We start from the raw sequence: 17,533 nt of genomic DNA, 5'->3' as shown, positions 1-17,533 counted from the left end.
GTACCCATGTCGCTCGACGTCTCACCGGCCCTACTCGAACAGGCCGAGCGAGGCGAGGTCGACGAAGCAGCATTCGTCGACTGCGTCCGGACCTCCCTGCCCTACGCATGGGAGATGATCAGCTCCCTGGTGGCCCAGCTGAAGGTCGACGGCGGCCCGTTCGCCGACAACCAGACGCCCCCGCCGGACGAGCAGGCACGCGGTCAGCTGCTGCGCGCGCTCGCGAGTGACGCCATACGCGGCGCCCTGCAGCGGCACTTCGGTGTGCGGCTGGCCTTCCAGAACTGCCATCGGGTGGCGGTGTTCCCGCTGGACGCCTCGGTGGACGAGACGCTGGCCCGCTTCACCTCGGTGCGCAATCAGTTGCTGAACCAGTCGCCGGAGCTCCGGGACTGCTGACGCGCAGGCGCGTCAGGGAAGAGCCAGTGAGCCGCTCGCTTGCCGCTCCATCCGCGGGAGGTGCTTTCAGTCCTGGGGCGGCAAGCCCCCAAGGCGGCCGGTGCGGCTCAGCACAGCTGGGGCAGTACCTCGGCGCCGAGCCGCCGGAGGTTCTCCTCGGTCGCGGCGAGATCACCCGAGCCCTCCGTGAGGAGGGCGAAACGCGAGATGCCCGTGCGCTCCGAGGTGGCCGCGAGCCGGTCGGCGGCGAGCCGCGGGGTGCCGACCGGGTGCAGGCCGCACAGCAGCTCGGTGTAGGCGTACGGGTCGCGCATCGCGCGCTCCCGTCCGTCGACCGTCACATGCGCATCCAGGCCCTGCTTCAGCCAGCCCGGCATCGCCTTCAGCAGGGTCTCGGCCGCGTCCGTGCGCCGGTCGGCGAGCTGGCACACCCCGGCCGAGACATGCGCGGCGTCCGCGATCTCCTCGCCCGGCCGGCCCGCCGCCCGGGCGCAGCGCCGCCACAGGGCGACCATCTCGGCCTTCTCCTCGTCCCCGATGTGCATGCCGAGCAGCATCGGCAGGCCGCGCTCGGCGGCCAGCCGCACGCTCGCCGGGGAGGTGCAGGCGACGACGACCTCCGGTCCCGGGGTCTCCGTCAGCGCCTCCGACGGGCGCGGTACGACGGGCACCTCGCGGAACCGGAACCGCTCGCCGGAGGCCGCCACGCGCGGCTCGCGCAGCCAGCGCAGCAGCAGATCGAGTGACTCGGGGAACCCACGTTCGTAAGCCTCCAGGCCGGCGCCGAACACCTCCAGATCCACCCAGGGCCCACCGCGCCCGACACCCAGGGTGAACCGGCCGCCGCTCGTCAGGTGCAGCAGCGCGGCCTGCTCGCCGAGGGCGACCGGGTGGGCCGTGGGCAGGACACTGACCGCCGTGCCGACGCGGATGCGGCGGGTGCGGCCGAGCAGCAGGGCGGCCAGGGTGACGGCGGACGGGCACGTGCCGTACGGCACGAAGTGGTGCTCGGCCAGCCATACGGCGTCCAGCCCGGCCTCCTCGGCGACCTCCGCCGAGCGGACGGCCCGGTGCAGGGCCTCCCCGGGGCCCTGGCCCGGGAACTGGGCGCCCAGCACAAAACTTCCTACGTACATTGCATTTCCTGCTTCCTTGGCTCCGACCCGGAGCTCCCCCACCCGGCATAACCGTCTGACACGTGCCCAGGACACGGCTGGCGGAGAGATTTGCGGATTGTCTGCAGAATGGGTCGCCGGGGAGGGGGACTTGTGCGGTTTGGTTCCGTACGCGTACCCGTCTCGGCGGCGCGTAGGCTGGAAGCAGCCCGTGCTTCCTGTATAGCCCCGAGAGGTGTCCCGTGTCCCCGCGCCGCAACCGACCGAAGGCAGCCGGATCATCGGGCCGGAGCGCCGAGGACGACCGCGCCGGCCGGTACGGCGGCTGGCAGTCGACCGAGAGCTGGCAGGGCGATGAGTGGAGCGTGCGCCATGTCGCCGGGGCGAGCGCCGAGGGCAAGACCTACCGCTGCCCGGGCTGCGACCAGGTGATCCCCTCCGGCGTCCCGCACGTCGTGGCCTGGCCGGAGCACGCGGGCGTCGACGACCGCCGCCACTGGCACAAGTCCTGCTGGAACGCAAAGGACCGCCGCACCACACGGGTACAGCGGTCCCGTAACGCGCCGCGGTTCTAGCGGAGCCTGTCTAGTCGGCTTCGACCAGGTATCTGACGTTCTCCACCACGAACTCGCCGTACTGGAGGGCCGATCCGATGGCCTCCAGCCGCGCGTACTTGTCCGGCGACAGACAGACGTCCGGGGCGGCGCTTCTGATCACTCTCAGGAGCACCCGGAAAGCCAGGTCCGGAGTGCAGCGGCGGGCGCAGTCGACCAGCGCCCCCCGCACTTCGGCATCCAGGGACCGGGCTCCCTCGATCTCGGCGACGACCGCGTCGAGACAGGCCATGCCGTCCTCGGTGTCCGCCCCTGTGAGCGGGCGTACGTCGGCTTCTCCGGACAGCCGCGCGTCACACAGGTCGACTACCGTCCGCGTCCACTGGGCTCCGCCCCCGATCCGCTCGAAGCTCGGCATGTACTCGGCCCCGGCGTCCCACAGCACCTCCAGCGTCTCCGAGGGGAGGTTGCCGAGCATCTGCGCGTCCCGGCGCACTGCCAAGGCCGCCTCATTGATCCCACCCGCGAGGTGGTTCCCGACGATTTCGGCGGCTGTGTCCCCGTAGTGGGTCGCGTCCTGATGAAAGAAACCCATCACCCACGACACGCCGAAGTCGAACTCCGTGAAACGTGGCACTGGGCCTCACTTCCCTACTTCGGATAGCACGTCTGGACGTAGTAGCCGGCTTTGTGCCCCTTGGCCCGGACCAGCTTGATGTAGAACTCGTTGCCGACGTCCTTCACGCTACCGTCCGGGTAATAGGCCTTGCCGAGGGAGTTCCTCGCCCCGAAGTGCCCCTCCCAGTCCAGGACCTGATCGGGCCCCCGAAGCCACCTGCGAATCCTGTTCGCGTTGTTGGCCAGCGCGTAGTCCACAACCTGCTGGGCGGTTTGCTCGTCGACGAAGAGGCTGTTCGGAGTGACGCGCCCGAGCTTCTCCGTTTTCGCCTCGGCCAGATCCTTGGCCTCCTGCGGGGTCACGTGACCAGCCGTGTGCTCATCGAGCGTGTGGGCTTGTCCCGGGAATTTCTGCTGGTCGGCCACGAGGTCGTTGCAGTTGTGGACCAGGACCGGGCTGCTGCCCGCCACCGCGTAGAAGGTGTGCAGGCCGGACACGGTCAGGTCGTAGACCGTCCGGGGCGTGGCCTGGTGCCGGTCGAGCAGCGTGGCCACCGTGCGGACGGTTCCGTCCGGGCCGCGGAGGGTGTCTCCGTGTCGCAGGTCGGAGGCCAGGGTCCAGCCGTGGCCGGTGACGTAGAACCGGTGTCCGGGCGTGCTGGTGAGGTGTCCGCCGTCGGTGAGGGCGACATCGACCAGGTCGACGGTGGTGTGGTGGAAGGTCCGCGTGACCGGCTCGCCCTGAGCGCGTCCGGTCACCGGGTCGGTGGCCAGCAGCAGGTCGCCTGTCCGCACGTCATGCAGCGCCTTGCGGCCGCCGTCGGCGAGGACCACCTCGGTGGTGCCGGGGAAGCTGTTGACACGGCAGGCCGTCCGTGCCTCCTCGTACACCTCGACCTCGTGTTCGATGTCCGCCAGCGTCTCCGCGTCGACGTCCAGCGTCTTCAGGGCCTTCAGCGCGTCGGCGACTCCTTCCCCGGACCGCAGGGCGGTGTCCACGCCTCGGATCGCCTCGGCGATCCTGCCGAGCGGACCGCCGAGCGGAAGCCAGGTGGCGGCCCAGGCGCAGTCGGTGAGGCTGCCGTCTCCTTCACCGGTGAGCTTGTGGTAACAGCCGGTGAAGTCGCCCACGATCGACTTGGCGATGCCCGTCCAGAGCTGCACGGTCACGTCCCACGCGGACATCTTGACCTTCTTGGACAAGCCCTTGAACGTCAGTGTCTTGAGGAAGAGCGTGTCCTCGGGCGGGCAGCCGGCCTGGGTGGCGGGGACATCAGGGTTGAGGCACAGGTAGTAGCTGACCACCGCGTCGAAGTGGGCGATGTACACCAGCGTGTTGCAGTTGAAGTTGTGGCACTCGTTGGGGAGTTGTTCCGGCTCCCCGTTCTGCCGGATCTCATCGATGACGGAGAACACGCCGCCGACACCGGTCGTCGCGCCGCTCTGGACCTGCTGGTTGGCTTTCTCGTGTTCGGCCTTGTCGGCCGCGTCCTGCGCCTCCTTGGCGTACTTGTCCGCGTCCTTGGCCGCCTGTTCCGCCTCGGTAGCGGCCGCGTCGGCGCGGTTGGCTGCGGCGCGGGCGTCCTTGGCGTCCTGTTCGGCCTGGGCTGCCGCGCTGCGGGCGGCGTCGGCGTCGAGTGCGGCGGCGTCGGCGGAGTCGCGGGCGCTCTTGGCGTAGCCGTCGGCGTTGTCGGCCGCGGTGTCGGCGGCTGCGGCGTCGGCGGCGGCCTGCTTGTCGTACTCGATGGTGCGGGCGAGGGACGCTGAGGCGGCTGCTGCGGCCTTGGCGGCGTCCGCCGCATATCCGAGGGCCTGCTTGGAGTAGGTGCGGGCGTCGGCGGCGTACTGGGCGGCGTTGGCCGCGTGCTGGTAGGCCTCCTTGGCGTCTCCCTTCGCCTGGTCGGCGAGGTTCTTGGCGGCGTCGGCCTCGGCCTGGGCGTTCCTGGCGTGGGCGTCGGCGACGGCCTGCTGCTGGTCGGCGATGGACTTCGAGGCCTGGCCGGTCAGTACGACCAGGCCGGCGGCCGAGTCGGTGTCGGCATAGCGGGCGCCGAGCTGGATCGCGTCGTTGGCCGGGTTGGCGACCTGCTGGGCCGCCTTGCCCGCGTCCGCGGCGGCCTGGGCGGTGACATGGGCGTAGCCGGCGGCCTTCGCCGAGGCCGCGAGTGCCTTGCCGGCCTCCGCGTTCGCCTGGTCCGCCTGGGACTTGGCGTCCTTGGCGTGCGCTTCGGCCTCGTCGGCGAGCTTGACGGCCGCCTTCGCCTCGCTCGCGGCGTCCTGGGAGGCCTTGATGGCGTCGGCGGCGGCGCTGGTGGCCGTCTTGACCGCCGCGTCCGCCTTCACCTTGTCCGCCTGCGCGGCGTCCGCCTCCGCGCGGGCCCGCTTGGCCGCCGCCTCGGCGCGGGTCGCGGCGGCGTCGGCGTCGGCTGCTGCCTGGGTGGCGGCGTCCGCGTCCGCGCGGGCGTTCTTCGCGGCGGTCTCGGCGTCGTCGGCGGCCTTGTCCGCGTCGTTGGCGGCGGCGCGGGCGGCGTCGGCCGCGTCTCCGGAGTCGAGGGAGTCGGCGTAGGCGTCCTTTGCATCGGCCTTGGCGCGGGCCGCGTCCGCCTTCTGCTCGGCGTCCCAGGCGTCGTCCCGCATGGCCTTGGCGTGGTCACTGGCCTTGACGGCCGCGTCCCGCTTGTCCCCGGCGGTCTTCTCGGCGGCGTCGGCCCTGTCCTTGGCGTCCTTGGCCTTGCCCGCCTGCTCCTCGGCGTTCTTCCTGTCCTGGGCGGCCTCGGCCTGCTTGGCGGCGGCCGTCTCCTTCTCCGCCTTGGCCGTCTTCTCCTCCGCCTCGGCGGCGAGGCGCTTGGCGTGGGCGTCGGCGGCGGCCGCCTTCGCATCGCCCTCGGCCTTCACCGCGACGGCGAGCTTGGCCTCCGCGGTCTCCTTGTCCTTCTTGGCGTTGTCGCGGTGCACCTTGGCCGCGTCCGCGGCCGCCTTGGCCTGGGCCTCCGCCGCCTCGGCGGCCTTCTTGCGGAACTCCGCCTTCGACTGCGCGGCCTGCGCCAGGGCGCGCTGGGCGATGGTCGCACTGTCACCGGCCGAGGCACGGGTGGCGGCCTCGGCGGTCTCACCGGCCTTCTCCATCGCCTGCAGCGCGGCAGCAGCGCCCTTGGTGACCTGGTCTTTCTGCAGGCCGACCAGCAGACCCCGACCCCGCGGGGCGCCGTTGGCGTCGGCGATGCCGTACGCCGCCTGCAGCGCGGTGTTCGACGTGGTCGCGGCGTTCTGCACGAGGGCCAACTGCGCCTTCAGATCGGCCAGCTGCTTCTTCGCGCCCGCCTGAGCCCCGCCGAGGCCGGCCCTGGCCTTGTCGAACTGCGCCTTGTTCGGGTAGTTCAGCTGGTCATCGCCGTCATGTCCCTCGGGGACGATACGGATCTTCTGCGCGTCGGTGCCGTTGCACGTGTACAGCTGGGCGTCGTTGCCGTTGTTGAACGTATGCAGGTCAACGCACTTGTCGGTGGCGGCATTGCGCAGCTCACCGGCGGAGCGGAGATCGAACTGCCACTGCTGGGCCGGGCTGCCGTTGCACGCCCACAGCTGGATCTTCGTCCCGTTGGCGTTGTCGCCACTCTTCACGTCGAGGCACTTGCGCGCGTTGGGGTTGTACAGGGCGTAACCGCCGTCGTAGGAGCCCCAGAACTTCCACTCCTGGGCGGCGCTGTTGTTGCAGGTGTAGATCTGCACCGCCGTGCCGTTGGCCGTCCCGCCACCCTGCACATCCAGGCACTTGCCCTTGGCCGCCTCGACCCTCATCACCAACGAGGAGTCGCCGACCCAGCCGATACCGCCCGGCGACCAGTAGTCCTGCCAGCGGGTGAGGTGGTCGGCGACCCAGGAGTGCCCCAGCATCTCGCTCAGCGCCCTCGCACCCTTGGCCAAGGCGTCGACCGCGGACTTGTTCGCGCCCAGGATCTGGTTGCGCTGGGTCGCCTGGGAGGAGATCTCCTGCTGCCACTCGTTCGTCGCGGTGGCGGTGATGTCGCCCAGCACGTTGTCCGGGTCGAGCGGGTCACGCCAACCGCACGCGGCGAACCGGGACTTCACGTCCTCCACCGCGATGCGGTACTCCGGTGTGCCCGGCTGCGGAGCGGTGTGCGGGAAGCCGCCGAAGGAGAGGAAGATGCGTGCGTCGTCGGCGCCCGCGTTCCTGGCGGGGCCGCCGTGCATCCACTCGAAGGCCTGGTGTTCTTCGTATGCCCGGTTCCGGTCCTGCTGGGTCGGGTCGGGGTCCTTGCTGTAGAGCGGGTTGCCGATGTCGTCGACGGCTTTGAGGGTCTTGTCGTCGGCCTTCGGAGTGTCGTCCTTGTAGAAGTCGTCGTCGTTGAGCCAGAACCGGTTGGCGACCCACTTGCTCAGACCGGTCTGGTTGTAGAAGCTCTGCTCCCCGTCCGGCGGCCAGTGGAATTCGGTTCCGCTGAATCCGCCGGGTGTCGAAAGGCCGTCGAGAGGTTTCTGCCACCCGCTGCGGAGCGCGTCGAGATCGTCTATCTGCTTGCTCGCCGCATCCCGGTCCTTCTTGTAGGCGACAGCGAGCGGCGTCTGCTCCCAGTGATCCCGGTCGGCCAGGACATGCAGCTTGGCGGCGGGCTGGTTGAGGCCGTCCTGCGCGGTCGAGACCATCGACGGCCCGCCCAGGCGCAGTACGTCGGACATCAGGCACTGGTCCTGCCGCAACTGCTCGGCGGGGGTGTCGTGGTACCAGGGTTCGGAGTCAGCCGCCGGAGCGGCGTGCGGCCGGGACCAGCTCGGCTGGGCCGCGAGACCGGCGACGACCGCCAGGGCCGTGACGGCTGTGACGGCGGAGGCGGGCCTTCCTGATTTTCCTGATCTTCGTGATGCGGGCAGGCGGAACCATGGTCTGGGGTGCACAGACGCATCCGTTTCTTCGTTCAGGGGGGCGCTGGGAGAACGGCCGAAGAACAGGCAGCAGAAGCCGGGACGTGTCCCGCGAGCGACGGTGTTCCCCCGGTCGCTGATCGACGCGCGTGGACACGGACTGGTCAGGTTCCGGTCAAGCGCGGCGATACCTTACGCATGCATGGATTGGCTCGCATAGACGTTCGCTTCGTGATGGCGAAGGGTGCTGGCCTGAAAGTTACTGCCGGTCACCAGCCGTGGGGGGCTCCAGTGAACCTGCATGCTTATGGATGTTCTGTGTGTTTCCTGTGCGCGTCACCGGGGTGGCGGCCGCCGGCGGCTGTCAGGGAAATGGCTGGTTCTTCGCCCCTCGTATCGACGGACGCGACGCCAAAAAGGAGAGGGCCCCCTCGGTGCCCTGCGGAGAAGTGGTCCGCGGGGCCCGGGAGGCCCTCGTTCGTCGGTCGGTCGGGCTCACACGTCCCGGCTCTGCAGCAGCGCGTAGGCGCCGGCGTACGCGGCGGCCGTCAGGCCCAGCATGATCCACAGCGGGTCCCAGCCGGTCGGGCCGGTACCGCTCAGGGTGTTGTCGTAGAAGACGCCCAGCTGACTCGGGATGGAGTACGTGAACAGCCACTCCCGTACGTCGGACAGCGAGGACGTGGCCATGAACAGCGCGATGACCAACGGCGCGAGCACCGCGCCGATCATGATCGTGATGCCGCCCGCGGAGTGCCGGATCATCGAGCCGACGAGCAGCGAGAGCAGCCCGAGCAGCGCGATGTAGAGGCTGACGCCGACGGTGTCCTTGAACCAGTCGGAGCCGGAGGGCGTGGGGGCGCTGGTGCCGCTCAGCATGGACGTCTGGACCATGCCCACGAAGGCGGACGCGGCCAGTGTGACGACGAAGGCGACGAGGAAGAACACGATCGACTTGGCGGCGAGCACCCGGCCCCGGCTCGGGCACGCCGTCATCGTCGTGCGCACCATGCCGGTGCCGTACTCCGAGGCCGTGGTCAGCACGCCGAGCGTGATGATGCACATGAGGCCGAGGAGCAGCCCGAAGAACCCGAGGGAGAGCGGGTTCATGCCCTCCATGTTCGTCGTGTCGGCGTGGGCCTTGACCATCGCGCCGGTCAACAGGCCGATGCCGACGACCAGGACCACGAACACGCCGAGCGTCCACATCGTGGAGCGCACCGACTTGATCTTCGTCCACTCCGAGACCACCGCGTGCCCGAGGTGGGTGCGCACGACCGGGATCGGTGAGGTGTAACCGGGGTACGAACCGCCGGGCGCCGCCTGCCAGTCGGGCGCGGCGGGGGCCTGCGGCATCGGGGGCTGGTGGGTGCTCATCGGGCTTCCTCGGGCTTGGTCAGGTCGGCGGGGGCGGAGGCGGCGGCCGGAGCCGGGGCCGGGGGAGCGGCGGCGGGCGCCTGCTGCGGCGCGGCGGGAGCCGACGGCGCGCCCGGCGCCTGCGGGCCGCCCGGCGCCGCGGCCGGGGGCTGGGCCTGCGGGGCCGCGGGGGCCTGCTGGGCGTACGGGTTGGGGGCCCCCGCGTCCGGAGCGGCGGGGGCGCCGGGCACGCCCTGGGGGCCGTATGCGCCCGCCGGGGTGCCGCCGTACGGCCCCGCGGGGCCCTGCGGCATCGCGAACGGCTGCCCGCCCTGCTGGGGCGGCGGCGGGGCGTACCAGCCGGGCTGGCCCTGGCCGGGCACCGGCATGGGCGGCTGGGCGCCGGGCGGCAGCGGCTGCTGCAGACCCGCCTTCTGGTCGATGGTCGAGCGATAGTCCACGGCGCCCTGCGTCATCCGCATGTACGCCTCCTCCAGCGAGGCCTGGTGCGGCGACAGCTCCCACAGCCGTACGCCCGCCTCGTGCGCGAGGTCGCTGATCCGGGGCAGCGCCAGCCCGGTCACGCGCAGCGCGCCGTCCTGCTCGGGCAGCACATGGCCGCCCGCCTCGGCGAGCGCGGTGCTGAGCTTCTCGCGCAGCTGGGGCTCGGTGTCGGGGGTGCGCACGCGCGCGAAGTCGGCGGAGTTGGCCGAGATGAAGTCCTTCACGCTCATGTCGGCGAGCAGCTGGCCGCGCCCGATGACGATGAGGTGGTCGGCGGTCAGCGCCATCTCGCTCATCAGGTGCGAGGAGACGAAGACCGTACGGCCCTCGGCGGCGAGCGCCTTCATCAGGTTGCGGACCCAGAGGATGCCCTCGGGGTCGAGGCCGTTGACCGGCTCGTCGAACAGCAGCACCTGCGGGTCGCCGAGCAGCGCGGCGGCGATGCCGAGGCGCTGCCCCATGCCGAGCGAGAAGCCCTTGGAACGTTTTTTCGCCACCTCCTGCAGGCCGACGACGCCGAGCACCTCGTCCACGCGCCGGGCGGGAATGCCGGACAGCTGGGCGAGGCTCAGCAGGTGGTTGCGGGCGGACCGGCCGCCGTGCACGGCCTTGGCGTCGAGCAGCGCGCCGACCTGACGGGGAGCGTTGGGCAGCTTCCGGTACGGGTGGCCGCCGATCGTCACCGATCCGGAGGTCGGGTTGTCCAGCCCGAGGATCATCCGCATCGTCGTGGACTTGCCCGAGCCGTTCGGCCCCAGGAAGCCGGTGACGGCTCCCGGCCGCACCTGGAAGGAAAGGTTGTACACGGCGGTCTTGTCGCCGTAGCGCTTGGTCAGGCCGACAGCCTCGATCATGCTCCGCACCCATCGAAAGGTTCAGGACAGCGGGGCACACGCCCCCGTAAGGGTTAGGAGGATATCGAGCGGCTGACGGTTCCGCCCAAAAGAAAGCAAAGCCAGAGCACTACGACGAGTGACGTGAGGCCTACTGCGCGTCCCTGCGCGCGAGGAGGACGTACCCGCCCACGAGCGCGGCGATCCCCCACAGCGCCATGATCCCGAGCCCGCCCCAGGGCCCGTACGGGGCCGCGTCGCCGACCCTCGGCACCACCCGCATGATCCGGCTGCCCGCCTGGTCCGGCAGGAACTGGCCGATCTTCTTCGTGGCGTCCACATTGCCGAGGACGTTGGAGATCAGAAAGAAGAACGGCATCAGGATCCCCAGCGACAGCATCGGTGAGCGCAGCATCACGGCGACGCCCATCGAGAACATCGCGATCAGCGTCATGTACAGCCCGCCGCCGAGCACCGCGCGCAGGACACCGGGGTCACCCAGCTGCACCCCGTGGGGGCCGAGCATCGCCTGGCCGAGGAAGAACGCGGCGAAGCCGGTGACCATGCCGGCCGCCAGCGCGAGCGCGGTGGCCACCGCGATCTTGCTGAACAGGAAGGTGGCACGCTGCGGTACGGCGGCCAGCGAGACCCGGATCATGCCGGTGCTGTACTCGTTCGAGACGACCAGCACACCGAACACGATCAGGGCGAGCTGGCCGAGGGTCATGCCCGCGAAGGACACGAAGACCGGATCGAACGACAGCCGTTGCCGCGCCGGCATCGAGCCGAACTGGCTCCGCGACAGTCCGGAGACGAGCATGCCGAGGGCGGTGGTGACGACCACCGCCAGCGACAGTGTCCACATCGTGGACGCCACCGACCGGATCTTGGTCCACTCGGAGCGGATCACCTGCACGGCCGTCATCCCTCAGCCCCTTTCCGGCCCGCGCCCCGGACCTGCTGGACGGGATCCGGGCCGGCGTGCGCGTGATACTCCACCGCCTCGGCCGTCAGCTGCATGAACGCCTCCTCCAGCGAGGCCTGCTGCGGGCTCAGCTCATGCAGCACGATCCCGTACCGCACCGCCAGCTCGCCGATCCGCTCGCTCTTGTCGCCCTCCACTTCGAGCACGCCCGCGCCCGCCTCCACCACGGTGATCCCGTCCTCGTGCAGCACATCGAGCAGCCGCTCGCGCTGCGGCGACCGGATGCGCACGTACGACCGGGAGTTCTGCCGGATGAAGTCGGCCATGGAGGTGTCCGCGAGCAGCCGCCCCTGCCCGATGACCACCAGATGATCGGCGGTCAGCGCCATCTCGCTCATCAGATGGCTCGACACGAACACCGTCCGGCCCTGCGCGGCCAGCGATTTCATCAGGCTCCGGATCCAGTGGATGCCCTCCGGGTCCAGCCCGTTGACCGGCTCGTCGAACATCAGGATCCGCGGATCCCCGAGCAGCGCAGCGGCGATCCCCAGCCGCTGGCCCATGCCCAGCGAGAAACCCTTGGCCTTCTTCCGCGCCACCGCGGTGAGCCCGACGGCATCCAGCACCTGAGCCACCCGGTGCTTCGGGATCCCGTTGCTCTGCGCGAGGCACAGCAGATGGTGGTGGGCGCTGCGCCCGCCGTGCACCGCCTTGGCGTCCAGCAGTGCACCGATGTACGTCAGCGGGTCCTTCAGCTGCCGGTAGTGCCTGCCGTCGACACGGACATCACCGGCGGTGGGGTGATCGAGCCCGAGGATCATCCGCATGGTCGTGGACTTGCCGGCTCCGTTGGGCCCGAGGAACCCGGTGACGATGCCGGGTCGCACGGTGAAGGTGAGCCCGTCGACCGCCACCTTGTCGCCGTACCGCTTGGTCAGGCCCTCCAGCTCGATCATGCGGCCACGCTAAAACGGGACGAAGCCCCCTGCCACTTGAAGGCAGAGGGCTTCGAAGGCGCCCCAGAGGGGCGCGGGGAACTGCGCGATCAGCGGACCCGCAGCTTCCCCACGGCCCGCCGTTACCGGGACTGCTGCGCCGGCACCCCACGCGAAATGGGCTCGTCGTCGCCGGGCGTACCCGCGGCAGCGACCGCCGCACCGGTCAGCGTCGCCAGCATCTCGCGGACGTTCGTCAGCTGAGCGTTGATGCTGTCGCGGCGGTTGGTCAGCGCAGCGAGCTCGCGCTCGGACTCCGAACGGATGCGGTCGGCCTTGGCGTTGGCGTCGGCCACGATGTCCTCGGCCTGACGCTGGGCCGTCTCCACCGTCTGGCGGGCGCGGCGCTCGGCGTCGGTGCGCAGCTTCTCCGCCTCCAGGCGCAGCTGCTCGGCGCGGTGCTCGATCTCCGCCAGGCGCTTCTCGGCCTTCTGCTGACGCGAGGCCAGGTCGCGCTCGGACTGCTCGCGGCGCTTGGCGAGGTTCGTCTCGAAGTCGGCGGCGGCCTGCGCGGCCTTGGCGCGGGTCTCCTCGAAGAGGGCGTCCGCCTCCTCGCGCTTGGACTGCGCGTCCTTCTGCGCCTCGGCCCGCAGCTGGGACGCGTCGGCCTTGGCCTTCTCGACGATCCGGACGCCCTCGTCCTCGGCCTTGGCCTTGCGCTCCGCGGCGTAGGACTCGGCGTCGTTGCGGACCTGCTGGGCCGCCGACTCGGCGAGGTCACGGTGCTGTTCGGCCGCCCGCCGGGCCTCCTCACGCAGCTCCTTGGCCTCTTCCTCGGCCAGCCGCAGGATCTTCTCGACCCGTGCGCCGAGACCCGCGTACGACGGCTCGGCGTCGGTGACCTGTGCCTGGGCGTTCTGCGTTTCGAGGTGCAGCTCCTCGATGCGCTTCTCCAGAGCGGTGATGCGGGAGAGAGCGCTGTCACGGTCGGAGACGAGCTTGGAGATACGTTCGTCCACCTGAGCGCGGTCGTACCCACGCCGCACAAGCTCGAAGCCGTAGGGGGAAGTGTCGCTCATGGGGTTCCTGTCCAATGAGACCGGTGAGGTGATAGGGGGAATCCTAGGGGCCGAAGCGGTGTGTCATCGAGCGGATACGTGTTTGATCTGGAGAATGACACCTCTTTTGGGTGGCTGACCGTCAGGGGGCTTGCCAATGAGTCGGGCAAAGCCCCCAGAAGACACCGGAACGCACCTCTTGCGCTAGCCGTCTGACGATTTGCCACCCGATCGGGGGGCACCGATCGCCGCACCGGCCTTGACTCCGCCCTCCTTGCCGGCCGCCGGCGCCTCGAAGGACTCCAGCGCCTCCAGGACGTCCTGGACCCGGGAGATCTCGGCGTTGATGTCCTCGCGGCGGCGCACCAGGATCTCCAGCTCGCGCTTGCCCTCCTCGACCGTGCGCCGCGCCTCGCGGATCGCCTCGGCCTTCAGCTCCTCGGCCTCCTTGATGAGGCTGGCCTTCTTCTGCTCGGCCTCCTTCAGCAGCCCCTCCGCCTTCTTGACGGCGGCGATACGCACCTTGCCCGCCTCCGAGCCGGCCTCCGACACCAGCTCCTTGGCCTTCGCCTCCGCCTTGGCCAGCTGCTCCTCGGCGGCCCGGATGAGCGCGTCGCAGCGGTCGCCGGTGGACTTCATCGTCTCGGCGGCCTCGCGCCGGGCCCGCTCGTGCAGCTCCTCGATCTCGGTGGTGATCCGCTCGCGCAGCTCCTCCGCACGCTCGCGGATCGCGGTGGCGTCCCGGCGCGCACCGACCAGCAGCTCGTCGGCGTCCGTACGGGCCTTCTCCACCCGGGCGTTGCCCTCGACGGTCGCCTCGGCGACGATCCGCTCGGCCTCGCTGCGGGCCGCGCCGACCATCGTGTCGGCCTGCGACTCCGCGTCCGCGGTGGTCTTCAGCGCCTGCGCCTGCGCCTCGGCGAGCAGCTTGTCCGCCTCGGCCGTGGTCTCGGTGATGAGCGTGTCGACCTGCTCGGCCGCCTCCGAGCGCCGCTTGTTGGCGTCCTTGCGGGCCTCGTCCAGGGTCCGCTCGGCCTCCTCGCGGGCGGAGCCGACGAGCCGCTCGGCCGCTTCCTCCGCGTCCGCCTTGAGCTGTTCGGCCTCCGCCCGCACCCGCTCGGCGTGCGCCTGCGCGGAGCCGACGGTCTCCGCGGCCTCGGCGCGCAGCCGCTCGGCTTCGTCGGTGGCCTCCCCGACGAGCCGTTCGGCCTTCGCCAACGCCTCCGCGCGCAACCGGTCCGCCTCGGCCAGAGCCTCGGTGCGCACCCGCTCGGCCTCGGCCGCGGTCTCCGTCTGGAGTCGCTCGGCCTCGGTCAGCGCCTCCGTGCGGACCCGGTCGGCCTCCGCGACGGTCTCCGTCTGCAGCCGCTCGGCCTCGTTGCGCGCCTCGGTGATGAGGGTGTCCGCCTGGGTCGCCGCGTCCGACCGGATCCGGTTGGCGTCCTCGCGGGCGTCCGCGCGGGTGCGCGCCGCCGCCTGGTCCGCCTCGGCGAGCGCGTCCGAGGCCTCGGTGCGCACCCGCTGGGCGTAGTCGGACGCGTCCGAGCGCAGCCGCTCGGCCTCCGCCATCGCCTCCGCGACCGTACGTTCGGCCAGCGCCTTGGCGGCCTCCGACTCCTCGTTCGCCGCGCGCCGGACACGGCTCGCGTCCTCGCTCGCCCGCTCCCGCTCGGCGTAGGCGTCGGCGCGCAGCCGGTCCGCCTCCTCCTCGGCCTCCCGCTTCGTACGGTCCGCCGCGTGCTCGGCGGCCGAGCGCAGCCCGGTGATCTCCTCCTGCGCCTGCTCGTGCAGCCCGGCGACGGAGTCCCGCACCTGCTGGGCGTGCTGCTCGGCCGCGGAGACCATCTCGGTGGCGCGCCGGTCGGCCTCGTCCACCAGCCGGGTCGCCTCGGCCTGGGCCTCCTCGACCCGCTTACGGGCGGAGGCCAGCAGTTCCTCGCTCTGCTCGCGGGCGCGCCGGCGCTCCTCGTCGGCCTCCTCGCGGGCCGCGCCGAGCGTCTCCTCGGCCTCGCGGCGGCGCCGGGCGGCCTCCTCCTGGGCGGCGGCCAGCGTCTCGGACGCCTCGGTGCCGAGCCGCTCGGCGGCGGCCTGCGCCTCCGCGCGCACCCGGTCCGCGGTGTCCTGGGCCTCCGCCTTGAGCCGCTCGGCCTCCGCGGCGGCCTCGGAGCGCAGCCGTACGGCGACGGCCTCGCCCTCGGCGCGGGAGGCGGACGCGTCGGACGCGGCCTCGGTGCGCAGCCGTTCCGCCTCGGCCTCGGCCTGCTGCTGGAGCGTACGGATCCGTTCCGCCGACTCCGTGCGCAGCCGCTCGGCCTCCTCGGCGGCCTCACGGCGGATCCGGGCGGCCTCCTCGCGGGCGTCGGTCAGCGCCTGCTCGGCGGACGCGAGCCGCTCCTGCGCCTCCGTCTGAAGACGGGTCAGCTCCTCGGCGGCCTCGATTCGGCGCGCCTCGATGATCCGCTCGGTCTCCTCGCGCAGCTCCCGCGCGGCGGTCTCGGCGTCCGTCCGGACCGTCTCGGCCTGCTCGTCGGCCTCGGCGCGCAGCCGCTCGGCCTCCTTGCGGGCCCGGTCCAGCGTCTCCTCGGCCTGCCGGCGCAGGCTGGTGGCCCGCTCGATGGCCTCGGTGCGGACCTTCTCGCTGTCGCCGGTCGCGGTCTGCCGCAGCTCGTCGGCGTCCGCCTTGGCCTTGGCCAGCAGCTCCTCGGCGGACCTGGCCGCCTCCTCGATCTGCGCGACCGCCTCCCGGCGGGCCTCCGCGCGGATCGATTCGCCCTCGGCGACCGCGTCGGCGCGCAGCTGCTCGGCCTCGCCGCGCAGCCGGCGGGCCTCCTCCTGCAGCTCGACCGTCTTGGCGCGGTACTCCTTGGTGTCGTCCTTCGCCGCGCCCTTGAGCTGCTCGGCGATGTCGTGCGCCTCGGCACGCAGCCGGTCCGCCTCGGCCTCGGCCTCGGTGCGGATCCGCTCGGCCTCCTCGGCGGCGGCCTTGGTGGTGTTCCTGGCCTCCTCCGCCGCCTTGTTGAGGACGTCCTCGGCGGTCTTCGCGGCCTTGGACAGCTGGGTCGCGCTCTCCTCGGCGGTGACCGTACGGGCCTTCTCGGCGGCCTCGGCGACGATCTTCTCGGCCTCGGCGCGGGCGTCGGCGACCAGCTGCTCGGCCTCGGACCGGGTGTTCTCGGCCTCCTTGGTGGCCTCCTCGACCAGCCGGGCGACCTGCTCCTTCGCGGTGCGCGTACGGGCCTCGCCCGCGGCCTCGGCGCTCGCGAGTGCCTTGGCGGCGGCTTCCTTCGCCTCCGTCTGCAGCTTCTCGGCCTCGGCCTGCGCCTTGCGCAGCGCCTCCTCGGCCGCCGCCATCCGCTCCTCGGCGGCCCGGCTCAGTTCGGCGGCCTGCCGGCGCGCGGTGTCCGACTCGGTGACGGTGGTGGTGCGCAGCTGCTCGGCGTGCTCGGTGGCCTCCTGCGCCTGCGCGGAGGCGGCGTTCAGCAGGCGTTCGGCGTCGGTGCGGGCGCGGCGCAGGATCTGCTCGGCCTCCGCGCGGGCCGCCTCGGCGTCGCTCTGCAGCCGCTCCCGGGCCTCCCGGGTCAGCCGCTCGGCCTCCGCGCGGGCGGTGGCCATCGCCTGCTCGGCCTCGGCACGGGACTCGTCCAGCAGCCGGCGGGCCTGCTGCTCGGTGCGGGCGCGCAGCTGCTCCGCCCAGGCCACGTTCTCGTTGACGTGCGACTCGACCGTGGCGCGGCGCTCGGCCAGCTCCTGGTCGAGCTGCTGGCGCCGGGTCACCGCCTCCTGGTGCAGCTCCGCCTGCAGCCGGGCGGCCTGCTCGGCGTGCTCCTGCAGGATGCGCTGGGTCTGCGCGCGGGCCTGGCTCAGCTCCCGCTCGGCGTCCTGACGCAGCTGGTCGGCCTGCATCTGGGCATTACGGAGCAACTGCTCGGCCTGATAGCCGATGTCACCGCCGTCGAAGGCGGGCCGGGTCATCAGGGTGCGGCGCGCCTCGTGCAGCTTGGCGCGCAGCACCTCGACCTGGTAGCCGAGGTCCTCGGCGTGCTGGATCGCCTTCTCCCGCTCGGTCCTCAGCCGTTTCATCTCGGCCTCGAACCGAGAGAGGTGGTCGACGTCAGCCGCCGGCTCTCGCTCCTGGCTCTCGTAGCCCCGCACTGCGCGGTCCCATCCGTCCCCTGGTCAGCTTCTCCAACGAGCCTCGTCCTCCGCCGAACGGGGCCCCCGGGGAATGGTGTCAGATAGGCGGCGGAACACGGGCTGCTGCCCCGACGCTCGTCCCCCGAAACCCGGACCCCGGCATGCGATCGTCCCGGTTCGAGGGACGACCGCCCCCAACCCTACCGGCCCTTATGTACGGG

The 17,533-nt window shown here is 71.6% G+C and carries 11 protein-coding genes; 2 read left to right on the top strand and 9 right to left on the bottom strand.

Going from position 1 to position 17,533, the window contains the following annotated elements:
* The first annotated feature begins 6 nt into the window (after positions 1 to 6).
* Positions 7 to 399 (top strand): SCO5389 family protein, encoded by a 393-nt coding sequence (locus tag ACZ41I_RS16420; protein WP_014675028.1) that lies wholly within the window; start codon positions 7 to 9, stop codon positions 397 to 399.
* 107 nt (positions 400 to 506) lie between these two features.
* Here the strand turns inward: ACZ41I_RS16420 and ACZ41I_RS16415 are convergent, their stop codons facing one another.
* The gene (locus ACZ41I_RS16415) at positions 507 to 1,535 is read right to left on the bottom strand and encodes an LLM class flavin-dependent oxidoreductase (protein WP_468514444.1); all 1,029 of its coding nucleotides are present in this window, start codon (positions 1,533 to 1,535) and stop codon (positions 507 to 509) included.
* A 221-nt stretch (positions 1,536 to 1,756) separates the two neighbouring features.
* Here ACZ41I_RS16415 and ACZ41I_RS16410 point away from each other — a divergent pair, with 221 nt between their 5' ends.
* Complete coding sequence (locus ACZ41I_RS16410) at positions 1,757 to 2,089, top strand: ATP/GTP-binding protein (RefSeq protein ID WP_468514443.1); 333 nt, start codon at positions 1,757 to 1,759, stop codon at positions 2,087 to 2,089.
* 10 nt (positions 2,090 to 2,099) lie between these two features.
* Here the strand turns inward: ACZ41I_RS16410 and ACZ41I_RS16405 are convergent, their stop codons facing one another.
* The 8 genes from ACZ41I_RS16405 to scy all read right to left on the bottom strand — a co-directional run bounded on the left by ACZ41I_RS16405 (position 2,100) and on the right by scy (position 17,330).
* Positions 2,100 to 2,570 carry a hypothetical protein gene (locus tag ACZ41I_RS16405; protein WP_468514442.1) on the bottom strand — a complete coding sequence of 157 codons (471 nt, stop codon included), beginning with the start codon at positions 2,568 to 2,570 and terminating at the stop codon, positions 2,100 to 2,102.
* 149 nt (positions 2,571 to 2,719) lie between these two features.
* The gene (locus ACZ41I_RS16400; protein WP_468514441.1) at positions 2,720 to 7,600 is read right to left on the bottom strand and encodes a ricin-type beta-trefoil lectin domain protein; all 4,881 of its coding nucleotides are present in this window, start codon (positions 7,598 to 7,600) and stop codon (positions 2,720 to 2,722) included.
* Between the two features lie 462 nt (positions 7,601 to 8,062).
* On the bottom strand, positions 8,063 to 8,944 hold the full coding sequence (locus ACZ41I_RS16395; RefSeq protein WP_363214585.1) for an ABC transporter permease: 882 nt from the start codon (positions 8,942 to 8,944) through the stop codon (positions 8,063 to 8,065).
* Entirely contained in the window at positions 8,941 to 10,281 is a 1,341-nt protein-coding gene (locus ACZ41I_RS16390; protein ID WP_399764733.1) for an ABC transporter ATP-binding protein, read from the bottom strand. The genes ACZ41I_RS16395 and ACZ41I_RS16390 overlap by 4 nt, the downstream gene beginning before the upstream one ends.
* 130 nt (positions 10,282 to 10,411) lie before the next feature.
* Positions 10,412 to 11,185, bottom strand: coding sequence for an ABC transporter permease (locus ACZ41I_RS16385; protein WP_468514440.1), 774 nt, complete (start codon positions 11,183 to 11,185; stop codon positions 10,412 to 10,414).
* Positions 11,182 to 12,141: an ABC transporter ATP-binding protein gene (locus tag ACZ41I_RS16380; RefSeq protein WP_363216740.1), complete on the bottom strand. Its 960-nt coding sequence runs from the start codon at positions 12,139 to 12,141 to the stop codon at positions 11,182 to 11,184. The genes ACZ41I_RS16385 and ACZ41I_RS16380 overlap by 4 nt, the downstream gene beginning before the upstream one ends.
* Positions 12,142 to 12,263: 122 nt before the next feature.
* Entirely contained in the window at positions 12,264 to 13,199 is a 936-nt protein-coding gene (locus tag ACZ41I_RS16375) for a coiled-coil domain-containing protein (protein WP_363216739.1), read from the bottom strand.
* A gap of 183 nt (positions 13,200 to 13,382) precedes the next feature.
* Positions 13,383 to 17,330: a polarized growth protein Scy gene (scy, locus tag ACZ41I_RS16370; protein WP_399764740.1), complete on the bottom strand. Its 3,948-nt coding sequence runs from the start codon at positions 17,328 to 17,330 to the stop codon at positions 13,383 to 13,385.
* Positions 17,331 to 17,533: the final 203 nt, after the last annotated feature.

The organism is Streptomyces sp. NPDC030799 (assembly GCF_055572255.1).
This window is presented reverse-complemented; position numbering and strand designations above follow the sequence as displayed.